Here is a 17,014-nt window from a genome sequence, read left to right on the forward strand (position 1 = left end):
AATTAATATGTTGTTATATTTTAAGGAAGTTTATTATAAATAAAATATTTTCAACAGTTATAAATTTTCTCTCTAAGAAAATATGTTTTTTAATTAAGAAAAAAGCACTTCTTTAGTAGCGTATTTTTAAATTAAACTTTTTGGTTAGGAGCTGTAAAATATAAAACTTTTATTACAAAAATGTATCGCCATTGTTTTGTAAACAAGGGCAGAAAATTGTCCATTAGGAAAAAGTTCTCTTACAATTATGCAGAAATTTTAGACAATCAGTGGTTTTAATTTATGAAATGTTTCAATAATACAGTAAATGATTTTATTTTTTCGTATCATACGAATCACATAAGGAAAAAAGTAAAATTTATCTGATATTTCGGAGCTTCATGCATTACAACAGCTGTTGCTAAGGCTCCACGAACTTAACATGAAGAGTAACAAATGTAAAAAGTTTAATTAGTAAGATTTTTAGAGTAGCATAGGAGTTTATTCTAATTAATATTGCAATATTGATTCGTTTGTGTAATCTTAGCTTAAATGCACAGAGGTGTTTTATGGATAGATTGCATCAAACACCAATATGATAAAGAGGGGAATTATATGGGTGTATAAAAATTAGAATAGCTCGTCGTATTTTTTCTCTAAATTTGACTTTTTTTTTTATATTGAAGTAAAAATAGTAAAATTAAGTGTTATTTCATTATAATTTAATAAATTTAAGTTGGAATTATATTTAATATTTTTTTGAAGTTACTTAAGAGCGCGTTGAAAGGATTAACTTAATCATGTCGCATAAAAATGTTTATTCTGCTGTTTCAGTATTAGTTGGAGCCGCTGCCCTTTTTCTTATAGCTGGTATTTCTGCAAATGCGCAAACTTTATCACAAGGTTGGTACAAAGTTTGCAGTAAGCAGCATGATGTTGATATTTGTAATACAATGAATACTGTATTATCGAATACGGGACAACCTTTGACGGCTTTTAATCTTGTTGAAATAAAAGGGAAGCAAAATGAAAAACGTATAGGTATTCAAGTACCTACAGGTCGTTTTTTGCCAGAAGGTGTTCACATTAAAATTGGTGACGACTTCTCTAAAAAAATTCCTTATATTATTTGTAATGGACCAAGTTGTATTGCCAATGATGTCTTAGATGATAAGCTTATAGCAGCTATGAAAAGTGGTACAAAAATGGTTGTAACCACAGTTAATTTCCGTGGTTCAGCTAATCCTATTGAATTTTCTCTTAATGGGTTTACAGCAGCCTATACCGGTCCTGGTATGGAGGAAAAAGATTTCCAACAAGAACAAATAAAGATGCAGCAAGCCATTCAATCAAAGCAAAAAGAAATTGAAGATCGTATGCGGGCTGAGCAAGAAAAAGCAAAGCAAAATTGATAAACCCACACCATAGAATTGGTTGAAACGTTTTCTATAATTTTTTATTTAAACCGCTACAGTTTTCTGTGGCGGTTTTTTTTAAATCTTTAATTTTTCGAAAGAATTCTACGTTTCCACCAACCAATACGTTCAGTTTTGGAAGAATTGTTAGGCGTTGATGAAACAACAACGGGTTGATTAATTGTTTCTTCAATTTTGGAAGGAGAAGTTTGGACAACTTCCTCCATCTCGATTATAGTTTCTTTCTCTAATATTTTTTGTATTTGCGTTGTCTCTTTAGAAGATGATTTTTTACGTGTTCCACGTGTTGACTTTTTACTATTTTCAAGAGTTTTATCTTCTACTTTATGAATAGATTTGTCTGCTTTTTTTGTTTTAGCTTTACGTACTGAACTAGTTTTAGGTTTTTCTTCAAGAGATTTTTGTTCTACGACATTTTGATCATTCTCTAAAGAAAGTTGATTTTCTACTACTTTTGAAGAACGTTTTTTAGGTTTAATACTTGTATCAATTTTTTTAGATTCACCCTGTTGTTGTATATCTAGAGCTTGCGTATTATTTTTTGTTTCTTCAAGTTCAAAAGATTTAGCAGGTGAAACACGATGTTTGCGGTGTGCTGCTTTAATTTCTGCTAAAGCCTGCTTAGCAAAATCTCCCACTGGTTCTGCGTAAGGAATGCGAATCTGATGAAAATTATTATCTTGATTGCGTCGACCACCACGACGTCCTCGACGACGTCCTCGACGATAAGAATCATCACTCAAGGTATCTTCTTTTTTATGAACGTTGGAAAGAGAATGATCAGTAATTTCATCGTGACGATTTTTGCGCCGACGCTTTTGGTTTGTTTCAATGGGAGAAGGATTTTCAATAGATTCACTTTCTATGAAAACAGAATCTCCAATTTCTTGCTTATTAACATCTTCCAATGAAGATCGAGAAATTCTCTCTGCTATTGAGCCTTTAGAAATAACAAGATGTTGCGTTCCAATACTATCATCTGCTTCAATACTAATATTAAGCTTAAAGCGAGTTTCTAAATTAACAAGAATGTTGCGTTTATGATTTAATACATAAAGCGCTGTTGCTACAGGTGTGCGTACGATAATATTATATTGCGAATTATGAAGAAGATATTCTTCAATTGAGCGCATGACATGTAATGCAATTGATGATTCAGAACGTATATTTCCTGTTCCTGCGCAATGCGGGCAGGGCTGTGTTGTACTTTCTAAAACCGATATGCGAATACGTTGACGACTCATTTCTAAAAGGCCGAAGTGTGAAATATGACCTACTTGAATACGAGCACGATCATTTTTTAAACAATCTTTTAATTTTTTTTCGATCAGCTTTACATTGCGTTCTTCAAGCATATCAATAAAATCAATCACAATTAAACCAGCAAGGTCACGCAAGCGTAATTGACGCGCTACTTCTTCAGCAGCTTCAAGGTTAGTTTGTAAAGCTGTCTTTTCGACAGAGAATTCTTTCGTAGAGCGGCCAGAATTCACGTCAATAGCAACGAGTGCTTCTGTTTGATTAATAACAAGATAACCACCAGATTTTAAAGAAACCTGTGGTTGCAACATTTTATCAAGTTGAATTTCAATATTATTTCTTGCAAAAATGGGTGTAGGATCACGGTAAGGTTGCACAACTTTTGCATGACTTGGCATGAGCATACGCATAAAGTCTTTCGCTTCACGATATCCTTGCTCTCCAGAGACAAGAATTTCACTAATGTTCTTATTGTAAAGATCTCGTATAGAACGCTTGATGAGATTACTTTCTTCATGGACAAGGCATGGCGCCGTTGACTCGAGTGTCAAAGTGCGAATAGTATCCCATAACCGCATAAGATATTCATAATCACGTTTAATTTCAGCTTTTGTTCTATTGGCACCAGCTGTTCGTAAGATAACGCCCATACCTTTTGGAACGGCTAATTCTTTTACGATTTCTTTAAGACGCTTACGGTCTTGTACGTTCGTAATTTTTCGTGAAATACCACCACCACGTGCTGTGTTGGGCATTAGAACAGAATAACGACCTGCTAAAGACAGATATGTTGTAAGGGCAGCACCTTTATTACCACGCTCTTCTTTGATGACTTGTACCAACAAAATTTGACGTCGTTTAATGACTTCTTGAATTTTATACTGGCGCCCTTGTTTTCTTTGATAAATTGGGAGCTCTTCACGGATGTCCTCAGCACCAACCATTTCGATCTCATCATAAGAGATATCGGTATTTAATGCTTCTTCTGTATTATCAATTATTGTTGATTCAGATGTGATATCATTTTCAATATCGGCTGCTATGACATTGTTTTTTCCATTTTTTTTTGTTCTTCTGGAGCGTTTTTTATTTTTAGTTGCTTCTTCCGTAAAGGAATCTACAGAATTTTCTCCTACAGCTGCTTTTTCCTCTTCTTCAAGAAGAGCAAGGCGATCAGCAATAGGAATTTGATAATAATCAGGATGAATTTCAGAAAATGTTAAAAAACCATGTCGGTTTCCACCATATTCAACAAAAGCTGCTTGGAGAGACGGTTCTACACGCGTAATACGTGCGAGATAAATATTCCCCTTGAGCTGTTTTCTATGTTCTGATTCAAAATCAAGTTCTTCAATTTTGTTGCCGTGAACAACAACAACACGTGTTTCCTCCGGATGGGAGGCATCTATAAGCATTTTGTTTGACATAAGCTAATATCCTGAAGGCGACATGCACAATTTTATTCAAACGAACGCTATAACTATTCGTAAATATAAAAGGCTGTCTGCCATAAAAGGGAGATACCAGAAAAACAGGACGGAACACCACGTGCAAAGGCATGACTGCATTTACACCATTTCTCATCATTATCTCCATCTGTTTTTTATGACTCATATTTCTTAAAAGTCTCCGGTAAAATAATCTTTAAAACAGTTCGGATATCCGAACCAACGAATCTTAAGTAATGCAATCCTAATGTTATAACATAGAATTTTTTCATCCATAAACAAAGTCTCAATGCATAATAGGCAAAAAACCTCTAAAGACAACTTAATATGAGTTACAGATAATTTAGATGACTATTATCAGCTAGGAAGCATAAATATTCTTTTATGTTGATATCATGCGTTTGGCAAGTAACAATGTAAATCATGTATAATGATAATGTCTTTAATGACCTTAATTTCGTTTTTGGGTGTTTATTTAGCTTTTATTGAAAAATAGAGAATAAATTGGTGTATCGTTTTTATATAACCAAGATAAGTTATTCAAATGTAATGTAGAGTATTTTGCTTATGATAAGAGTTTTCTTTACCAAAAAGCTGAAAATAGCTTATGGGAATGTTATTGTGCTTGTCACATACTTTTTATTATTATTTTTGCTATTCCAAACCAGTGTTCAAGCCGCAGATCCTCTGAAACTTATTAATTTTCGAACCATTGGTGATAGTGTTCATACGCGTATTATTGCGGTTTTCAATTCAAAACCAAATGTTCGTTTACAGATTTTGGACAGGCCAGCACGGTTGGTGATCAATTTACCTACAATTGACTTTTCGATGCAAAATACGCCTTTAAAGAAACAGAATACATTATCCGTTATGCTTTCAGATGTGCGTTATGCTTTTTCTGACATGCAGACTTCACGCATTATTTTGACAAGTAAAACGGCCTTTGTAATTGAAAAAAGTGTCGTAAAAAAATTAAATAATGGTTTATGGCAGTTGCTGATTGATATTCGTAAAACTACACTAGAAAAATTTGATGAAATATTAAAAAAACAGCAAAAAACCAATTTTGATACAAAAACGCAGTTAATGCCAGCATATAATTTCCGTGTTGTTCTTGATCCTGGTCATGGTGGTATTGATGGCGGTGCACGGGGTGTTACTGGAATTTTAGAAAAAGATGTGACTTTAGACTTTGCGCGTGCATTGCGAGACGAATTACAAAAGGATTCTCATATTACTGTTGCTTTAACACGAGATTCCAATATTTTTTTAAGACTAAGTGAAAGAGTTAAAAAAGCGCAAGAGTTCGATGCTGATCTTTTTATATCTATTCACGCAGATACGATTGATCTACATTCTCTTCGCGGTGCCACAGTGTACACCATATCAGACAAAGCCTCTGATGCCATTGCAAAATCTTTAGCTGAAAATGAAAATAAAGTTGATTTGCTGGATGGTTTACCTGCAGATGAAACGCTTGAAGTTACAGATATATTGATGGATCTTACACGACGTGAAACACATACATTTTCGGTTAATTTTGCAAATAGTGTTATTTCAAGTTTATCAAAGAATCATATTAACTTGATTAATAATCCACATCGGTATGCTAATTTTCAAGTTTTAAGAGCTTCAGATATACCCTCCGTCTTGATAGAGATAGGTTATTTATCCAATAAAGAGGACGAAAAGTTATTAAATGATCCTCATTGGAGAAAACAAATGGCAGCCTCTATTGCTCATTCTATTCGTCAATTTGCTCATTATAGGCAGAAAATGATACAGCCTCTTTAAATTTGTGAGAAAATAGAGTATCAATATGGGGTTCTAGTATACCCTAGTATAAATAAAAGATAGAAAACAATTTCTCTTGATCTCAATCTTGTGGTGATATCCGCTTGGTGTGTTTGAGGTAACGTATTTTTTCTTTGATTAATTCTTAAGAAAGCGATAGCCGTTTTTATGATGATTTTTTTAAGATATCTTCTTCGTTTTTTTGTTGCTATTGGACTTTGTGGAGCAATAACGTGGGGTGTTGTGACCAGTGGTCAAGCAAATGCACTCCCTGATTATGAAGTTCTTTCACTTTATGAACCGCCGGTAATGACCCGCGTTCATGCTTCTGATGGCCGTCTTATGGCAGAGTTTGCAACAAAACATCGCCTCTATTTACCGATTCAATCAATACCAAAGCTTGTTATAAATGCTTTTATTTCGGCTGAAGACAAAAACTTTTATCATCATTTTGGTTTAGATCCCGAAGGACTTTCTCGAGCTTTGATCAATAATATTCGTAATATTGGTTCTGGAAGACGTCCAGAGGGTGCATCAACTATAACGCAACAAGTCGCTAAAAACTTTCTTTTAAGTTCAGAAACAACGTTAGAGCGTAAATTTAAGGAAGCTATTTTAGCAATGCGTATTGAGAAAACTTATTCAAAGGATCATATTCTCGAACTTTATCTCAATGAAATTTATCTGGGTCGTGGTACTTATGGTATAGCAGCTGCTTCTTTGACCTATTTCAATAAATCCGTCAATGATCTGACGCTAGAACAATGTGCTTATTTGGCTGCTCTTCCAAAAGGGCCAGCAAATTATGATCCATTTAAGAATACACAACGTGCTATTGATCGGCGCAATTGGGTTATAGATCGGATGATTGCAAATGGATATGTAACGCGTGAACAAGGTGAAAAAGCGAAAGCTAAACCTTTAGGAGCGACAATACGTGGGAGTGATAGCTATGTTTTTGCGGCTGATTATTTTACTGAAGAAGTGCGACGTCGTTTAATACATCGCTATGGGGCTAAGACACTTTATGAAGGTGGGCTTTCCATTCGTACAACGCTTGATCCGCATTTACAACTTATTGCGCGACGTGCTTTGCACGCTGGATTAATTAAATTTGATCATTTGCAAGGATGGCGTGGAGCTTATGCGCATATCGATGAAAAAGGTGATTGGGGGATAGAACTTGCAAATATCACGGGGCTCAGTGATGTTCCTGAATGGCGTTTAGCTGTTGTTCTTTCTACTAATCCCAATAAAGTAGAGATTGGTTTACAGCCACAGCGTGAAGCTTCGGGTATATTATCAAAAAAACGGGAAATTGCTGTTTTATCTGAATCTGATTCAAAATGGGCCCTCCATGTTGTAAAAGAAAACGGTTATCGAAAAACTGTTCAGAACTTATCTCATGTTCTGCAAGTTGGAGATGTGATTTTTGTTGAAAAACTATCCAATGCAAACAACACTTATCGTTTACAACAAATTCCAAAGGTTGAAGGTGCGATTGTTGCTATGGAACCTCATACAGGGCGCGTTCTTGCTATGGTGGGAGGATTTTCTTTTGCTGCATCTGAATTCAATCGTGCAACCCAAGCTTATCGCCAACCGGGGTCTGCTTTTAAGCCTTTTGTTTATGCAGCAGCCCTTGATAACGGGTATACACCAGCATCTGTTGTTTTAGATGGCCCCATTGAAGTTCGTCAATATAATGGTGAAGTTTGGCAACCCAAAAATTATGGTGGTACCTTTGCAGGACCTTCAACGTTGCGTTATGGTATTGAGCGTTCTCGTAATCTTATGACAATACGGCTTGCCAATGATATGGGAATGCCTCTTGTCGCTGAATATGCAGAACGCTTTGGCATAGTGGACAAATTGCAGCCTTATCTTCCCATGGCTTTAGGGGCTGGTGAAACAACAGTATTACGAATGGTTACAGCTTATTCAGTTATTGCCAATGGGGGACGCTCTATTAAGCCTTCTCTGATAGACAGAATTCAAGATCGTTATGGAAAGACAATTTATCGTCATGATGATCGTATTTGTGAAAATTGTAATACGCCTTCATGGAATAATCAACGTGAACCCACATTGATTGATGAAAGAGATCAAGTTCTTGACCCTATGACGGCTTATCAAATTACCTCGATGATGGAAGGGGTTGTTCAGCGTGGTACTGCAGCACGTTTACGTTATCTTAATCGACATATTGCGGCTAAAACAGGAACAACCAATGACTCTAAGGATGTCTGGTTTATGGGATTTACTCCTGACATTGTCGTTGGTATTTTTGTCGGTTATGATCAACCAGCTCCGTTAGGATATAATGGAACAGGAAGTTCATTAGCTGCACCTATTTTTGGTGATTTTATGGCAGATGCTCTTAAAGGAAAGCCAGATGTTCCCTTTAAGATGCCAAAGGGCATGATTTTAATGCCAATTAATCGGAAAACAGGAATGCTTGCCGAAAGAGGAGATCAAGATGTTATTATAGAAGCATTTAAACCAGGGACTGGTCCTGCTGATATATATCAAGTTATTGGGAGTACAAATTCTTTTCAAGAAGGTGTTCCTGCAGTAACTACTTCTCCACAAGTCAATAAAGCCCTTGAAAGTGGGACAGGTGGGCTGTATTAATCAACAAAATCTCCTTTCGCCATGAGTCTATAGTTTTTATTTTTTTACAGTGTCGGTCCTGTAAATAGAATGATAAGTCCGTGCTATTTCCTCACAGCAGCTATCAGATTTGTATAAAATTCTAGAGACATAACCAGAAAGAGTGTTAAAAAATACGGTGTTAAATTATGCGAGCAGAAATAGAAACATTAGTTGATGAAATCCAGAAAGCAATTCAATTGCTAAGGGGGCATCTTTGACTGGGATCAATCACTAAAGCGTCTCGAATATCTTAATCAAAAAGCGGAAGATCCGTCATTATGGGATGATGCACAACAAGCACAGGATATGATGCGTGAGCGTCAACGTCTTGATGATTCAATCAATGGTCTTTTATCATTTACAAAAACACTTGAAGAATGCATTGAGCTTATCGCGATGGGCGAAGAAGAAAGTGATGTTGAAATTATCGCTGACGCAGAAAATTCAATACGTAATCTTAAAAATGAGATAGATAAAAGGCAAATTGATGTACTTCTTTCAGGAGAGGCGGATCCGAATGATACCTATTTAGAAGTTCATGCTGGAGCAGGGGGAACAGAAAGCCAAGATTGGGCTTCTATGCTCTTACGTATGTATATGCGCTGGGCTGAGCAGCATGACATGAAGGTTGAAATTTTAGAAATTCATGATGGAGAAGAAGCAGGAATAAAGTCAGCAACTATTCTTGTAAAAGGGCATAATGCTTATGGAATGTTAAAAACAGAATCAGGCGTTCATCGCTTGGTTCGGATTTCTCCATTTGATTCGAATGCAAAGCGCCATACCTCTTTTGCAAGTATTTGGGTTTATCCAGTTATTGATGACAATATTGAAGTTGATGTTTCAGAGGCAGATGTGCGTATTGATACATATCGTGCATCAGGAGCAGGAGGACAACATGTTAACACGACAGATTCCGCTGTTCGCATCACACATATAAAAACGGGTATTGTTGTTCAATGTCAAACAGAGCGTTCTCAACATAAAAATCGCGCTACGGCTTGGTCGATGTTGCGTGCACGGCTTTATGAAGAAGAGCTTAAAAAAAGAGAAGAAGAAACCAATGCTGCTGAATCTTCTAAAACAGAAATCGGATGGGGACATCAAATTAGATCTTATGTTCTTCAACCCTATCAGCTTGTCAAAGATTTGCGTACAGGGATTGAAAATACGGATCCACAATCCGTACTGAATGGTAATTTAGATGCATTTATAGAGGCAGCACTCGCACGGCGCATTTATGGACAAGACAAAGAAATTGAGGATATTCGTTAATTATATATCCTTCCTTCAAGCTATGTAGATTTTTTTCTTAAGTTGTTTGTTTTATTGATGTTGTGATATTACGATATTCTTGATACTTTAAAGGTTCAAAGAGGGATTTTCTTGTTCCTTTCTTCAATTTTTTCTCACACACCAATCCTGCTTATGATATTGCAAGTGATAGAAAGCTGAAATAAGAAAAATTTGCGATATTCGGAGGACTAATATAAATATAAAACAATTCATTATCCTTATAAATCAATATATTGTAAAAATTGAATCCGTTGAAAAACTAAAATCAATTCGGGGGATGACTTTTGCTTTTTAAGGTAAATCAAACACTCAATTTATAAGTTACCGTTATGATGTAAAAGTGTTGCAGTAGCTAAAACATTTTCAGCATGCCCAGATACGCTTACTTTGCGCCATTCTTCTGCTATTATTCCATTTGCATCAATTAAAAAAGTGCTCCGTTCAACGCCCATATATTTGCGTCCATACATGCTTTTCTCAACCCAAACACCATAAGCTTCGAGGGTTGTTTTTTCTTCATCAGAAACCAAGATGACATCAAGTTCATATTTTACTTTAAATTTATCATGTTTTTTTACATTATCTGGAGAGATTCCAATAACAGCAACACCGATTTCATCAAATTTCATCTTTAATTTTGTGAAATCAAGTGCTTCGTTTGTGCAACCGCTGGTGTCATCTTTTGGATAAAAATATAAAACAACAGGTTTTCCTTTAAAGTCAGAAAGACATACTGTCTCTCCTCCATCGCGAGGCAAATTAAAATCAGGAGCAAGAGCACCTTTCATTGATCTTGTCATTGTTTTCATCTTTCTTGTGTAATAAGTATAAGATATCAAAGTACACAGAAGAAAAGAACTATTCAACTCTCTAGAATATTATTATTTTGAAGAGACCTTTATTTTCTTAACAAAACTCGCTCTATCACAACGATTGGATTGAAAGAACAAGATCGGCGTGAACAACATAAACAAAACAACAAAAGATTATACTGGTTTTATCACAACATGTTTTTTCTTACCGAAAGAAAGCTTAATGATTCCTTCTGCACTGACATCCCCTTCAATAATAAGATGTGTTTCATCCTCAATAATTTGATCATTTACACGGACACCTCCACCTTGAACGTGTCGGCGTGCCTCACTATTAGATTTAGCGAGTCCTGCTTGTACTAAAAGGGTGAGCAATCCAACACCTTTTTTTAATTCTGAGGCATTAATTTCAACAGTTGGAAGATTTTCTCCCAAAGTTTTTTCTTCAAACGTTTTGCGAGCAGTTTCTGCTGCAGCATTGGCGAGAGCACGTCCATGCAACATTGCTGTAACTTCTGTTGCAAGAATTTTTTTTGCTTCGTTAATTTCTGTCCCTTGTAATACAGAAAGTTTAAGAATCTCATCCATTGGCAATGGGGTATAGAGCTTTAGAAATCGTATTACATCAGCATCTTCTGTATTGCGCCAATATTGCCAAAATTGATAAGGTGAAAGCATATCCGCATTCAGCCATACAGCTCCATTCAATGATTTACCCATTTTGGCACCGGAAGAGGTTGTCAGTAATGGTGATGTTAACGCATATAATTGTGGTGTTCCTAAACGATGCCCTAATTCGATTCCGTTAATAATGTTACCCCATTGATCAGAGCCCCCCATTTGCATACGCAACCCATAACGTTTATAAAGTTCAACAAAGTCATAAGCTTGCAGAATCATATAATTAAACTCTAAGAATGACAAAGAGTGCTCACGCTCAAGTCTCAGTCTGACAGAATCAAATGATAACATACGGTTGACAGAAAAATGTTTTCCTACATCACGCAAAAATTCTAAGTAGTTTAAATTGCATAACCATTCAGCATTATTCACAATACAAGCATCAGTTTCTCGGTCACCGAATGTCAAATAGTTAGCAAATACCTTTTTAATACCATCAATATTTGCAGCAATATCATCTTGTGTCAGAAGACGTCGCGCTTCATCTTTGAAGGAAGGATCACCGATCAATCCGGTTCCTCCGCCCATTAAAGCAATGGGGCGATGACCAGTTTTTTGTAACCAATAAAGCATCATAATCTGAAGAAGACTTCCAGCATGTAAACTCGATGCTGTTGGATCAAATCCAGTATAAGCGCTTACGGTTTCTTTTGAAAAAAGATCATCTAAGCCTTTTTCATCTGAAATTTGGTGGATAAAACCACGTTCGCTCATAATGTGTAAAAAATCAGATTTAAAGGCAAACACAGATTCAATTTCCTAATTTAAGAGTGCATTCATTTCATATAATAAGTGATTATATAACGGAGCGTTATCTATCATAACTGATGCACACATCACAAGAAAAAGAGACATATTGATAATATAAAGATAACAATACAGGTATTATTTCCTTTTTACGCTAAAAAGAGAGACCTCTCAGTGAGAGAAAAAAGGCATTTTGTTATTCTCATTTCTATCCTGAAATAAAATTTAGAAAAGTTTTAAGTACGGACTAAAAAAATTACTTTCTTATGATCGGAGACGACTTTTGCTGATTTTTATAAATCTATCGTGTTTTCCTAAGTTAGTGAAAGTATTTCAGGAGGAGGAGCGAGAAATTCATTGGTGATATGGTTATCCAAATAGTGGGCACATCGTTCAATAAGTTCTTCATGACATCCACTGAAAAAGTGATTAGCCTCTTCCAATATTTCTTGTGTGATGATGATTCCTTTTTGTGTTTTCAATTTATCGACAAGTATTTGAACATCTTTTGGGGGGGCAACTTTATCGATACCGCCATGAATGATAAGTCCAGAGGAGGGACAAGGTGCAAGAAATGAAAAGTCATAAACATTAGGCTGAGGGGCAACAGAGATAAATCCCTCAATTTCCGGTCGGCGCATTAAAAGCTGCATACCAATCCATGCTCCAAATGAATATCCTGCTACCCAACAATTTTTAGAGTCTGGATGTTGTGTTTGCACCCAATCGAGAGCAGCAGCAGCATCTGAAAGTTCTCCTATTCCATAATCAAATTCACCCTGACTACGACCAATACCACGAAAGTTAAAACGTAAAGTTGTAAAGCCACGTTGTTGGAACATATAAAAGAGGTCATAGACAATTTTATGATTCATAGTTCCACCAAATTGGGGATGAGGATGCAAAATGATCGCAATGGGTGCATTTTTTTGTTGTGAAGGTTGATAACGCCCTTCGAGCCGACCCGCGGGACCGTTAAAAATAATTTCTGGCATAAAATGCTCCTTAAATGCAATAAAAGGCTCTCATTGACCTTGGTCGACTTTTACCATAGAATCTCTTAAATAATCATTAGATATTCTTTTTTTAGTGCACTTTTCAAGAAAATTGCGCTATTTTTTTAATCAATTCATAAGATTAATGATTGCGATGTAAAATGGTTATAAAACGCCGATATTTTGATCATAACGCAACAACACCGCTCAAAAAAGTGGCACGGATGGCGTTACTGGAATCTTTAGAGATATTTGGTAATCCATCATCTGTTCATAAGGAAGGGCGTGCGGCTAAAACCTTGTTGCAAAAGGCTCGTCGGCAAATCGCTGAAAATCTTAAAACAGATCCAGATCACGTGGTATTTACCTCTGGTGCGAGTGAAGCAGCAATGACTTTGCTAACGCCCTTTTACAATATGGGGAATGCAAAAGTTCAATTTTCTCGTCTTTACCTTGGAGCAACTGAACATCCCTCTGTGGCAGAGGGAGGGCGTTTTTCTAAAGAATTGATAAGCGTCATTGCTGTTAATCAAGATGGGCTCATACAACAAGATAAATTAATAGCACTCTTAACGGTTCACGATAAAACAAAAGGTTTACCTCTTGTTGCTATTCAAGCTGCAAATAGTGAAACGGGTGTTATTCAACCGTTAACAGAAATCGCCGCTATTGTTCGGGATTTAGGAGGCACTCTTATTGTTGATTTGACACAATATGTCGATAAGAATTTCGTGGATATTAATCAGTTAGGAGGAGATTTTTTTATACTGTCTGCACATAAAATTGGCGGTCCTAAAGGAATCGGTGCTTTTGTTTCATGTGGCAATCTTCTTATGCCACACCCTCTTATTATTGGAGGAGGACAAGAAAAAGGTCTCCGTGGAGGAACAGAAGCATTGCCTCTTATTGCTGCTTTTGGGGCAGCAATGGCTGATTGTTTCACACAGGAGGAAATAAAACAGTTAATATATTTACGCAATAAATTAGAAGATGGACTACAAAAAATAAGTAAAAATGTTGAATTTTTTGGCAAAAGAGTTCAACGTTTGCCAAATACAACTTACTTTACCGTGAAAAATATAAGAGCTGAAACGATGCAAATAGCTTTTGATTTAGAAGGGTTTTCTATATCATCTGGCTCTGCTTGTTCTTCGGGAAAAGTAAAACAGAGCAAAGTGTTGGAGGCAATGGGGTATCATGTTCCAAATGGTGCCATTCGCATTTCGCTAGGGCGGGACACAACTTCTGAGGATATTGATGATTTTCTATCGTTTTTTTCTCAAATTATAAGCAAGAAAAAAGGGTAAAATTTATCATCAGAAAGTTATAAAAATTAGAATTATTTAAAAAATAAGATAAGTTTGATTGAAATTTTTGCACTTTACCTATAGCCTAGGAAATAACTTGCTTACTTTAATCTTGGAAAAAACAAGACTTTTAGTTACCGGTTTTTGACGCCAAAAAATGGAGAAAATTTATGCCGGCAGTACAAGAAACAATACGCCAAGTACGTGAAATAGATGTTGACCAATATAAATATGGTTTTGAAACCAATATTGAAACAGATAAAGCTCCAAAAGGCTTAAATGAAGATATTATCAAATTTATTTCTGCTAAAAAACATGAGCCTGAATGGATGCTAACATGGCGCTTAAAAGCTTACCGCCGTTGGCTGACAATGCAAGAGCCTCATTGGGCGCGTCTTGAATATCCTAAAATTGATTTTCAGGAGCTTTATTATTATGCTGCTCCAAAAAATCATACAGGACCAAAATCTTTGGATGAAGTGGATCCTGAGTTATTAGCAATGTACGAAAAACTTGGCATTCCCCTTAAAGAACAAGAGATTTTGGCAGGAGTAAGAAAACAGTCTGATCCCTCTACTTTTGATGACAGTATGTCTGTATCGGGGCAGGTGGCTGTTGATGCAGTCTTTGATTCTGTTTCTGTTGTAACAACATTCAAAAAAGAGCTGGCACGTGCTGGTGTGATTTTTTGTTCTATTTCAGAGGCGATTATTGAACATTCTGAGCTTATTAAGGAATATTTAGGAACAGTTGTACCTATAAGTGATAATTATTATGCAGCCTTAAATGCAGCTGTCTTTACAGATGGTTCATTTGTTTATATTCCCAAAGGGGTTCGTTGTCCTATGGAGCTTTCAACTTATTTTAGGATTAATGAACGCAACACTGGCCAATTTGAACGAACATTGATTATCGCCGCTGAAGATTCCTATGTTTCTTATCTTGAAGGATGTACAGCACCCCAACGTGATGAAAACCAACTTCATGCTGCTGTTGTTGAGCTTATTGCCCTTAAAAATGCAGAGATTAAATATTCTACAGTACAAAACTGGTATCCTGGCGATAAAGATGGAAAGGGCGGTATTTATAATTTTGTGACGAAGCGTGGAGATTGTCGAGGTGATAACTCTAAAATTTCATGGACACAAGTTGAGACTGGTTCTGCGATTACTTGGAAATATCCATCCTGCTTACTCCGTGGTGATAATGCGCGTGGAGAATTTTATTCTATTGCTGTTGCAAATGGTCATCAACAAATTGATTCCGGTACAAAAATGATTCATTTGGGAAAAAATACATCCAGTCGTATTATTTCCAAAGGCATTTCCGCAGGTTTTTCAAATAACACTTATCGAGGACAAGTTACAGCACATCGAAAAGCACAAAATGCGCGTAATTTTACGCAATGTGATAGTTTGTTAATCGGGAATGATTGTGGTGCGCATACAGTTCCTTATATTGAAGCAAAAAATGCAACAGCTCAGTTTGAACATGAAGCCACAACATCAAAAATTTCTGATGACCAACTTTTTTATGTTATGCAGAGAGGAATTCCCGAAGAAGAAGCTATCGCATTAATTGTAAATGGTTTTGTAAAAGAGGTCATTCAAAAACTTCCCATGGAATTTGCTGTCGAAGCACAAAAGCTTATTGGTATCAGCCTTGAAGGTAGTGTTGGATAATTTATTGAATTAGATAAATAGAAGACTTGATGTAAAAAGGCTGTAACAGTAGCAAATCATGCTAAAAATGACCTCTATGGTAATTACAAAAGTAGATGGATGCTAAGGCAAAATAATATGCATTGGTATCTGAAAAACAGCCAAAACAGGATTAAATTATGTTAGAGATAAAAAATTTGCACGCCCGTATTGCTGGAACCGATACAGAAGTTATTCGTGGTTTAAACTTGACAGTTCAAGATGGAGAAGTTGCCGCTATCATGGGACAAAATGGAGCCGGAAAATCAACTTTGTCTTATTTGCTTGCTGGTCGTGATGATTATGAAATAACAGAAGGAGATATTCTCTATAATGGACAATCACTTTTAGAAATGGATCCAGCAGAACGTGCTGCATATGGTGTTTTTCTTGCATTTCAATATCCAATGGAAATACCAGGGGTAGCAACAATGGAATTTTTAAAAGTTGCGATGAATTCTCAACGCAAAGCACGCGGTGACAGAGAGCTTAAAATTCCTGAATTTATAAAATGTGTTAAGGAAGTTTCAGCCAAACTTGAAATAGATATGGATATGCTAAAGCGTCCATTAAATGTGGGTTTTTCAGGTGGAGAAAAAAAACGCGCTGAAATTTTACAAATGGCACTTCTTGAACCTAAACTTTGCATTTTAGATGAAACGGATTCTGGTTTAGACATTGATGCACTAAAAATTGTTGCAGATGGTGTTAATAAACTTCGGGATTCAAAACGTTCATTTTTGGTGATTACCCATTATCAACGGCTGCTTAATTATATCATTCCTGATACTGTACATGTTCTTTATAAAGGACAAATTATCAAAAGCGGAGATAAATCCTTAGCGATTTATTTAGAGCAAAATGGGTATGCTGATCTTATCAGGGAAGCAGTTTGAGGTTA

The 17,014-nt window shown here is 36.1% G+C and carries 11 protein-coding genes; 7 read left to right on the plus strand and 4 right to left on the minus strand.

Annotated features, from left to right (window positions below):
* The first annotated feature begins 779 nt into the window (after positions 1-779).
* Entirely contained in the window at positions 780-1,391 is a 612-nt protein-coding gene (locus ACFIKH_RS06660) for an invasion associated locus B family protein (protein ID WP_375627298.1), read from the plus strand.
* 89 nt (positions 1,392-1,480) lie between these two features.
* Here ACFIKH_RS06660 and ACFIKH_RS06665 read toward each other — a convergent pair whose 3' ends face one another.
* Positions 1,481-4,102 carry an Rne/Rng family ribonuclease gene (locus tag ACFIKH_RS06665; protein WP_375648273.1) on the minus strand — a complete coding sequence of 874 codons (2,622 nt, stop codon included), beginning with the start codon at positions 4,100-4,102 and terminating at the stop codon, positions 1,481-1,483.
* Between the two features lie 588 nt (positions 4,103-4,690).
* Between ACFIKH_RS06665 and ACFIKH_RS06670 the strand changes: the two genes are divergently transcribed.
* The 3 genes from ACFIKH_RS06670 (at position 4,691) to prfB (ending at position 9,850) form a co-directional block, all read left to right on the plus strand.
* Entirely contained in the window at positions 4,691-5,920 is a 1,230-nt protein-coding gene (locus ACFIKH_RS06670) for an N-acetylmuramoyl-L-alanine amidase (protein ID WP_375627296.1), read from the plus strand.
* Positions 5,921-6,088: 168 nt separating this feature from the next.
* Positions 6,089-8,554 carry a penicillin-binding protein 1A gene (locus tag ACFIKH_RS06675; protein WP_375627295.1) on the plus strand — a complete coding sequence of 822 codons (2,466 nt, stop codon included), beginning with the start codon at positions 6,089-6,091 and terminating at the stop codon, positions 8,552-8,554.
* A 167-nt stretch (positions 8,555-8,721) separates the two neighbouring features.
* Positions 8,722-9,850 (plus strand): peptide chain release factor 2 gene (gene prfB, locus ACFIKH_RS06680; protein ID WP_375627294.1). Its coding sequence is split into 2 segments (ribosomal slippage): positions 8,722-8,790 and positions 8,792-9,850, totalling 1,128 coding nucleotides; the frame shifts between segments, so codons are not numbered across the junction.
* A gap of 335 nt (positions 9,851-10,185) precedes the next feature.
* Here the strand turns inward: prfB and ACFIKH_RS06685 are convergent.
* From ACFIKH_RS06685 to ACFIKH_RS06695, 3 genes are all read right to left on the minus strand, one after another.
* Positions 10,186-10,671, minus strand: a complete 486-nt coding sequence (locus ACFIKH_RS06685) for a peroxiredoxin (RefSeq protein ID WP_375625879.1) — start codon at positions 10,669-10,671, stop codon at positions 10,186-10,188.
* 186 nt (positions 10,672-10,857) lie between these two features.
* The gene (tyrS, locus tag ACFIKH_RS06690; RefSeq protein WP_375627293.1) at positions 10,858-12,111 is read right to left on the minus strand and encodes a tyrosine--tRNA ligase; all 1,254 of its coding nucleotides are present in this window, start codon (positions 12,109-12,111) and stop codon (positions 10,858-10,860) included.
* A gap of 314 nt (positions 12,112-12,425) precedes the next feature.
* Positions 12,426-13,106: an alpha/beta hydrolase gene (locus ACFIKH_RS06695; RefSeq protein ID WP_375625875.1), complete on the minus strand. Its 681-nt coding sequence runs from the start codon at positions 13,104-13,106 to the stop codon at positions 12,426-12,428.
* Positions 13,107-13,267: 161 nt separating this feature from the next.
* Between ACFIKH_RS06695 and ACFIKH_RS06700 the strand changes: the two genes are divergently transcribed.
* The 3 genes from ACFIKH_RS06700 to sufC all read left to right on the plus strand — a co-directional run bounded on the left by ACFIKH_RS06700 (position 13,268) and on the right by sufC (position 17,009).
* Positions 13,268-14,413 carry a cysteine desulfurase family protein gene (locus tag ACFIKH_RS06700; RefSeq protein ID WP_375648274.1) on the plus strand — a complete coding sequence of 382 codons (1,146 nt, stop codon included), beginning with the start codon at positions 13,268-13,270 and terminating at the stop codon, positions 14,411-14,413.
* A 170-nt stretch (positions 14,414-14,583) separates the two neighbouring features.
* Positions 14,584-16,095 carry a Fe-S cluster assembly protein SufB gene (gene sufB / locus ACFIKH_RS06705; protein ID WP_375625872.1) on the plus strand — a complete coding sequence of 504 codons (1,512 nt, stop codon included), beginning with the start codon at positions 14,584-14,586 and terminating at the stop codon, positions 16,093-16,095.
* Between the two features lie 158 nt (positions 16,096-16,253).
* The gene (sufC, locus tag ACFIKH_RS06710) at positions 16,254-17,009 is read left to right on the plus strand and encodes a Fe-S cluster assembly ATPase SufC (RefSeq protein ID WP_375627291.1); all 756 of its coding nucleotides are present in this window, start codon (positions 16,254-16,256) and stop codon (positions 17,007-17,009) included.
* The last annotated feature ends 5 nt before the right edge of the window (positions 17,010-17,014 follow it).

This window comes from Bartonella sp. SD1336NMGDW (genome assembly GCF_042193565.1).
Taxonomy (GTDB): domain Bacteria; phylum Pseudomonadota; class Alphaproteobacteria; order Rhizobiales; family Rhizobiaceae; genus Bartonella; species Bartonella grahamii.

Coding starts and splice junctions, on each gene's coding strand:
- ACFIKH_RS06660 (WP_375627298.1), top strand. CDS start 780: ATGTCGCATAAAAATGTTTATTCTGCTGTTTCAGTATTAGTTGGAGCC.
- ACFIKH_RS06665 (WP_375648273.1), bottom strand. CDS start 4,102: ATGTCAAACAAAATGCTTATAGATGCCTCCCATCCGGAGGAAACACGT.
- ACFIKH_RS06670 (WP_375627296.1), top strand. CDS start 4,691: ATGATAAGAGTTTTCTTTACCAAAAAGCTGAAAATAGCTTATGGGAAT.
- ACFIKH_RS06675 (WP_375627295.1), top strand. CDS start 6,089: ATGATGATTTTTTTAAGATATCTTCTTCGTTTTTTTGTTGCTATTGGA.
- ACFIKH_RS06685 (WP_375625879.1), bottom strand. CDS start 10,671: ATGACAAGATCAATGAAAGGTGCTCTTGCTCCTGATTTTAATTTGCCT.
- ACFIKH_RS06695 (WP_375625875.1), bottom strand. CDS start 13,106: ATGCCAGAAATTATTTTTAACGGTCCCGCGGGTCGGCTCGAAGGGCGT.
- ACFIKH_RS06700 (WP_375648274.1), top strand. CDS start 13,268: ATGGTTATAAAACGCCGATATTTTGATCATAACGCAACAACACCGCTC.
- sufB (WP_375625872.1), top strand. CDS start 14,584: ATGCCGGCAGTACAAGAAACAATACGCCAAGTACGTGAAATAGATGTT.
- sufC (WP_375627291.1), top strand. CDS start 16,254: ATGTTAGAGATAAAAAATTTGCACGCCCGTATTGCTGGAACCGATACA.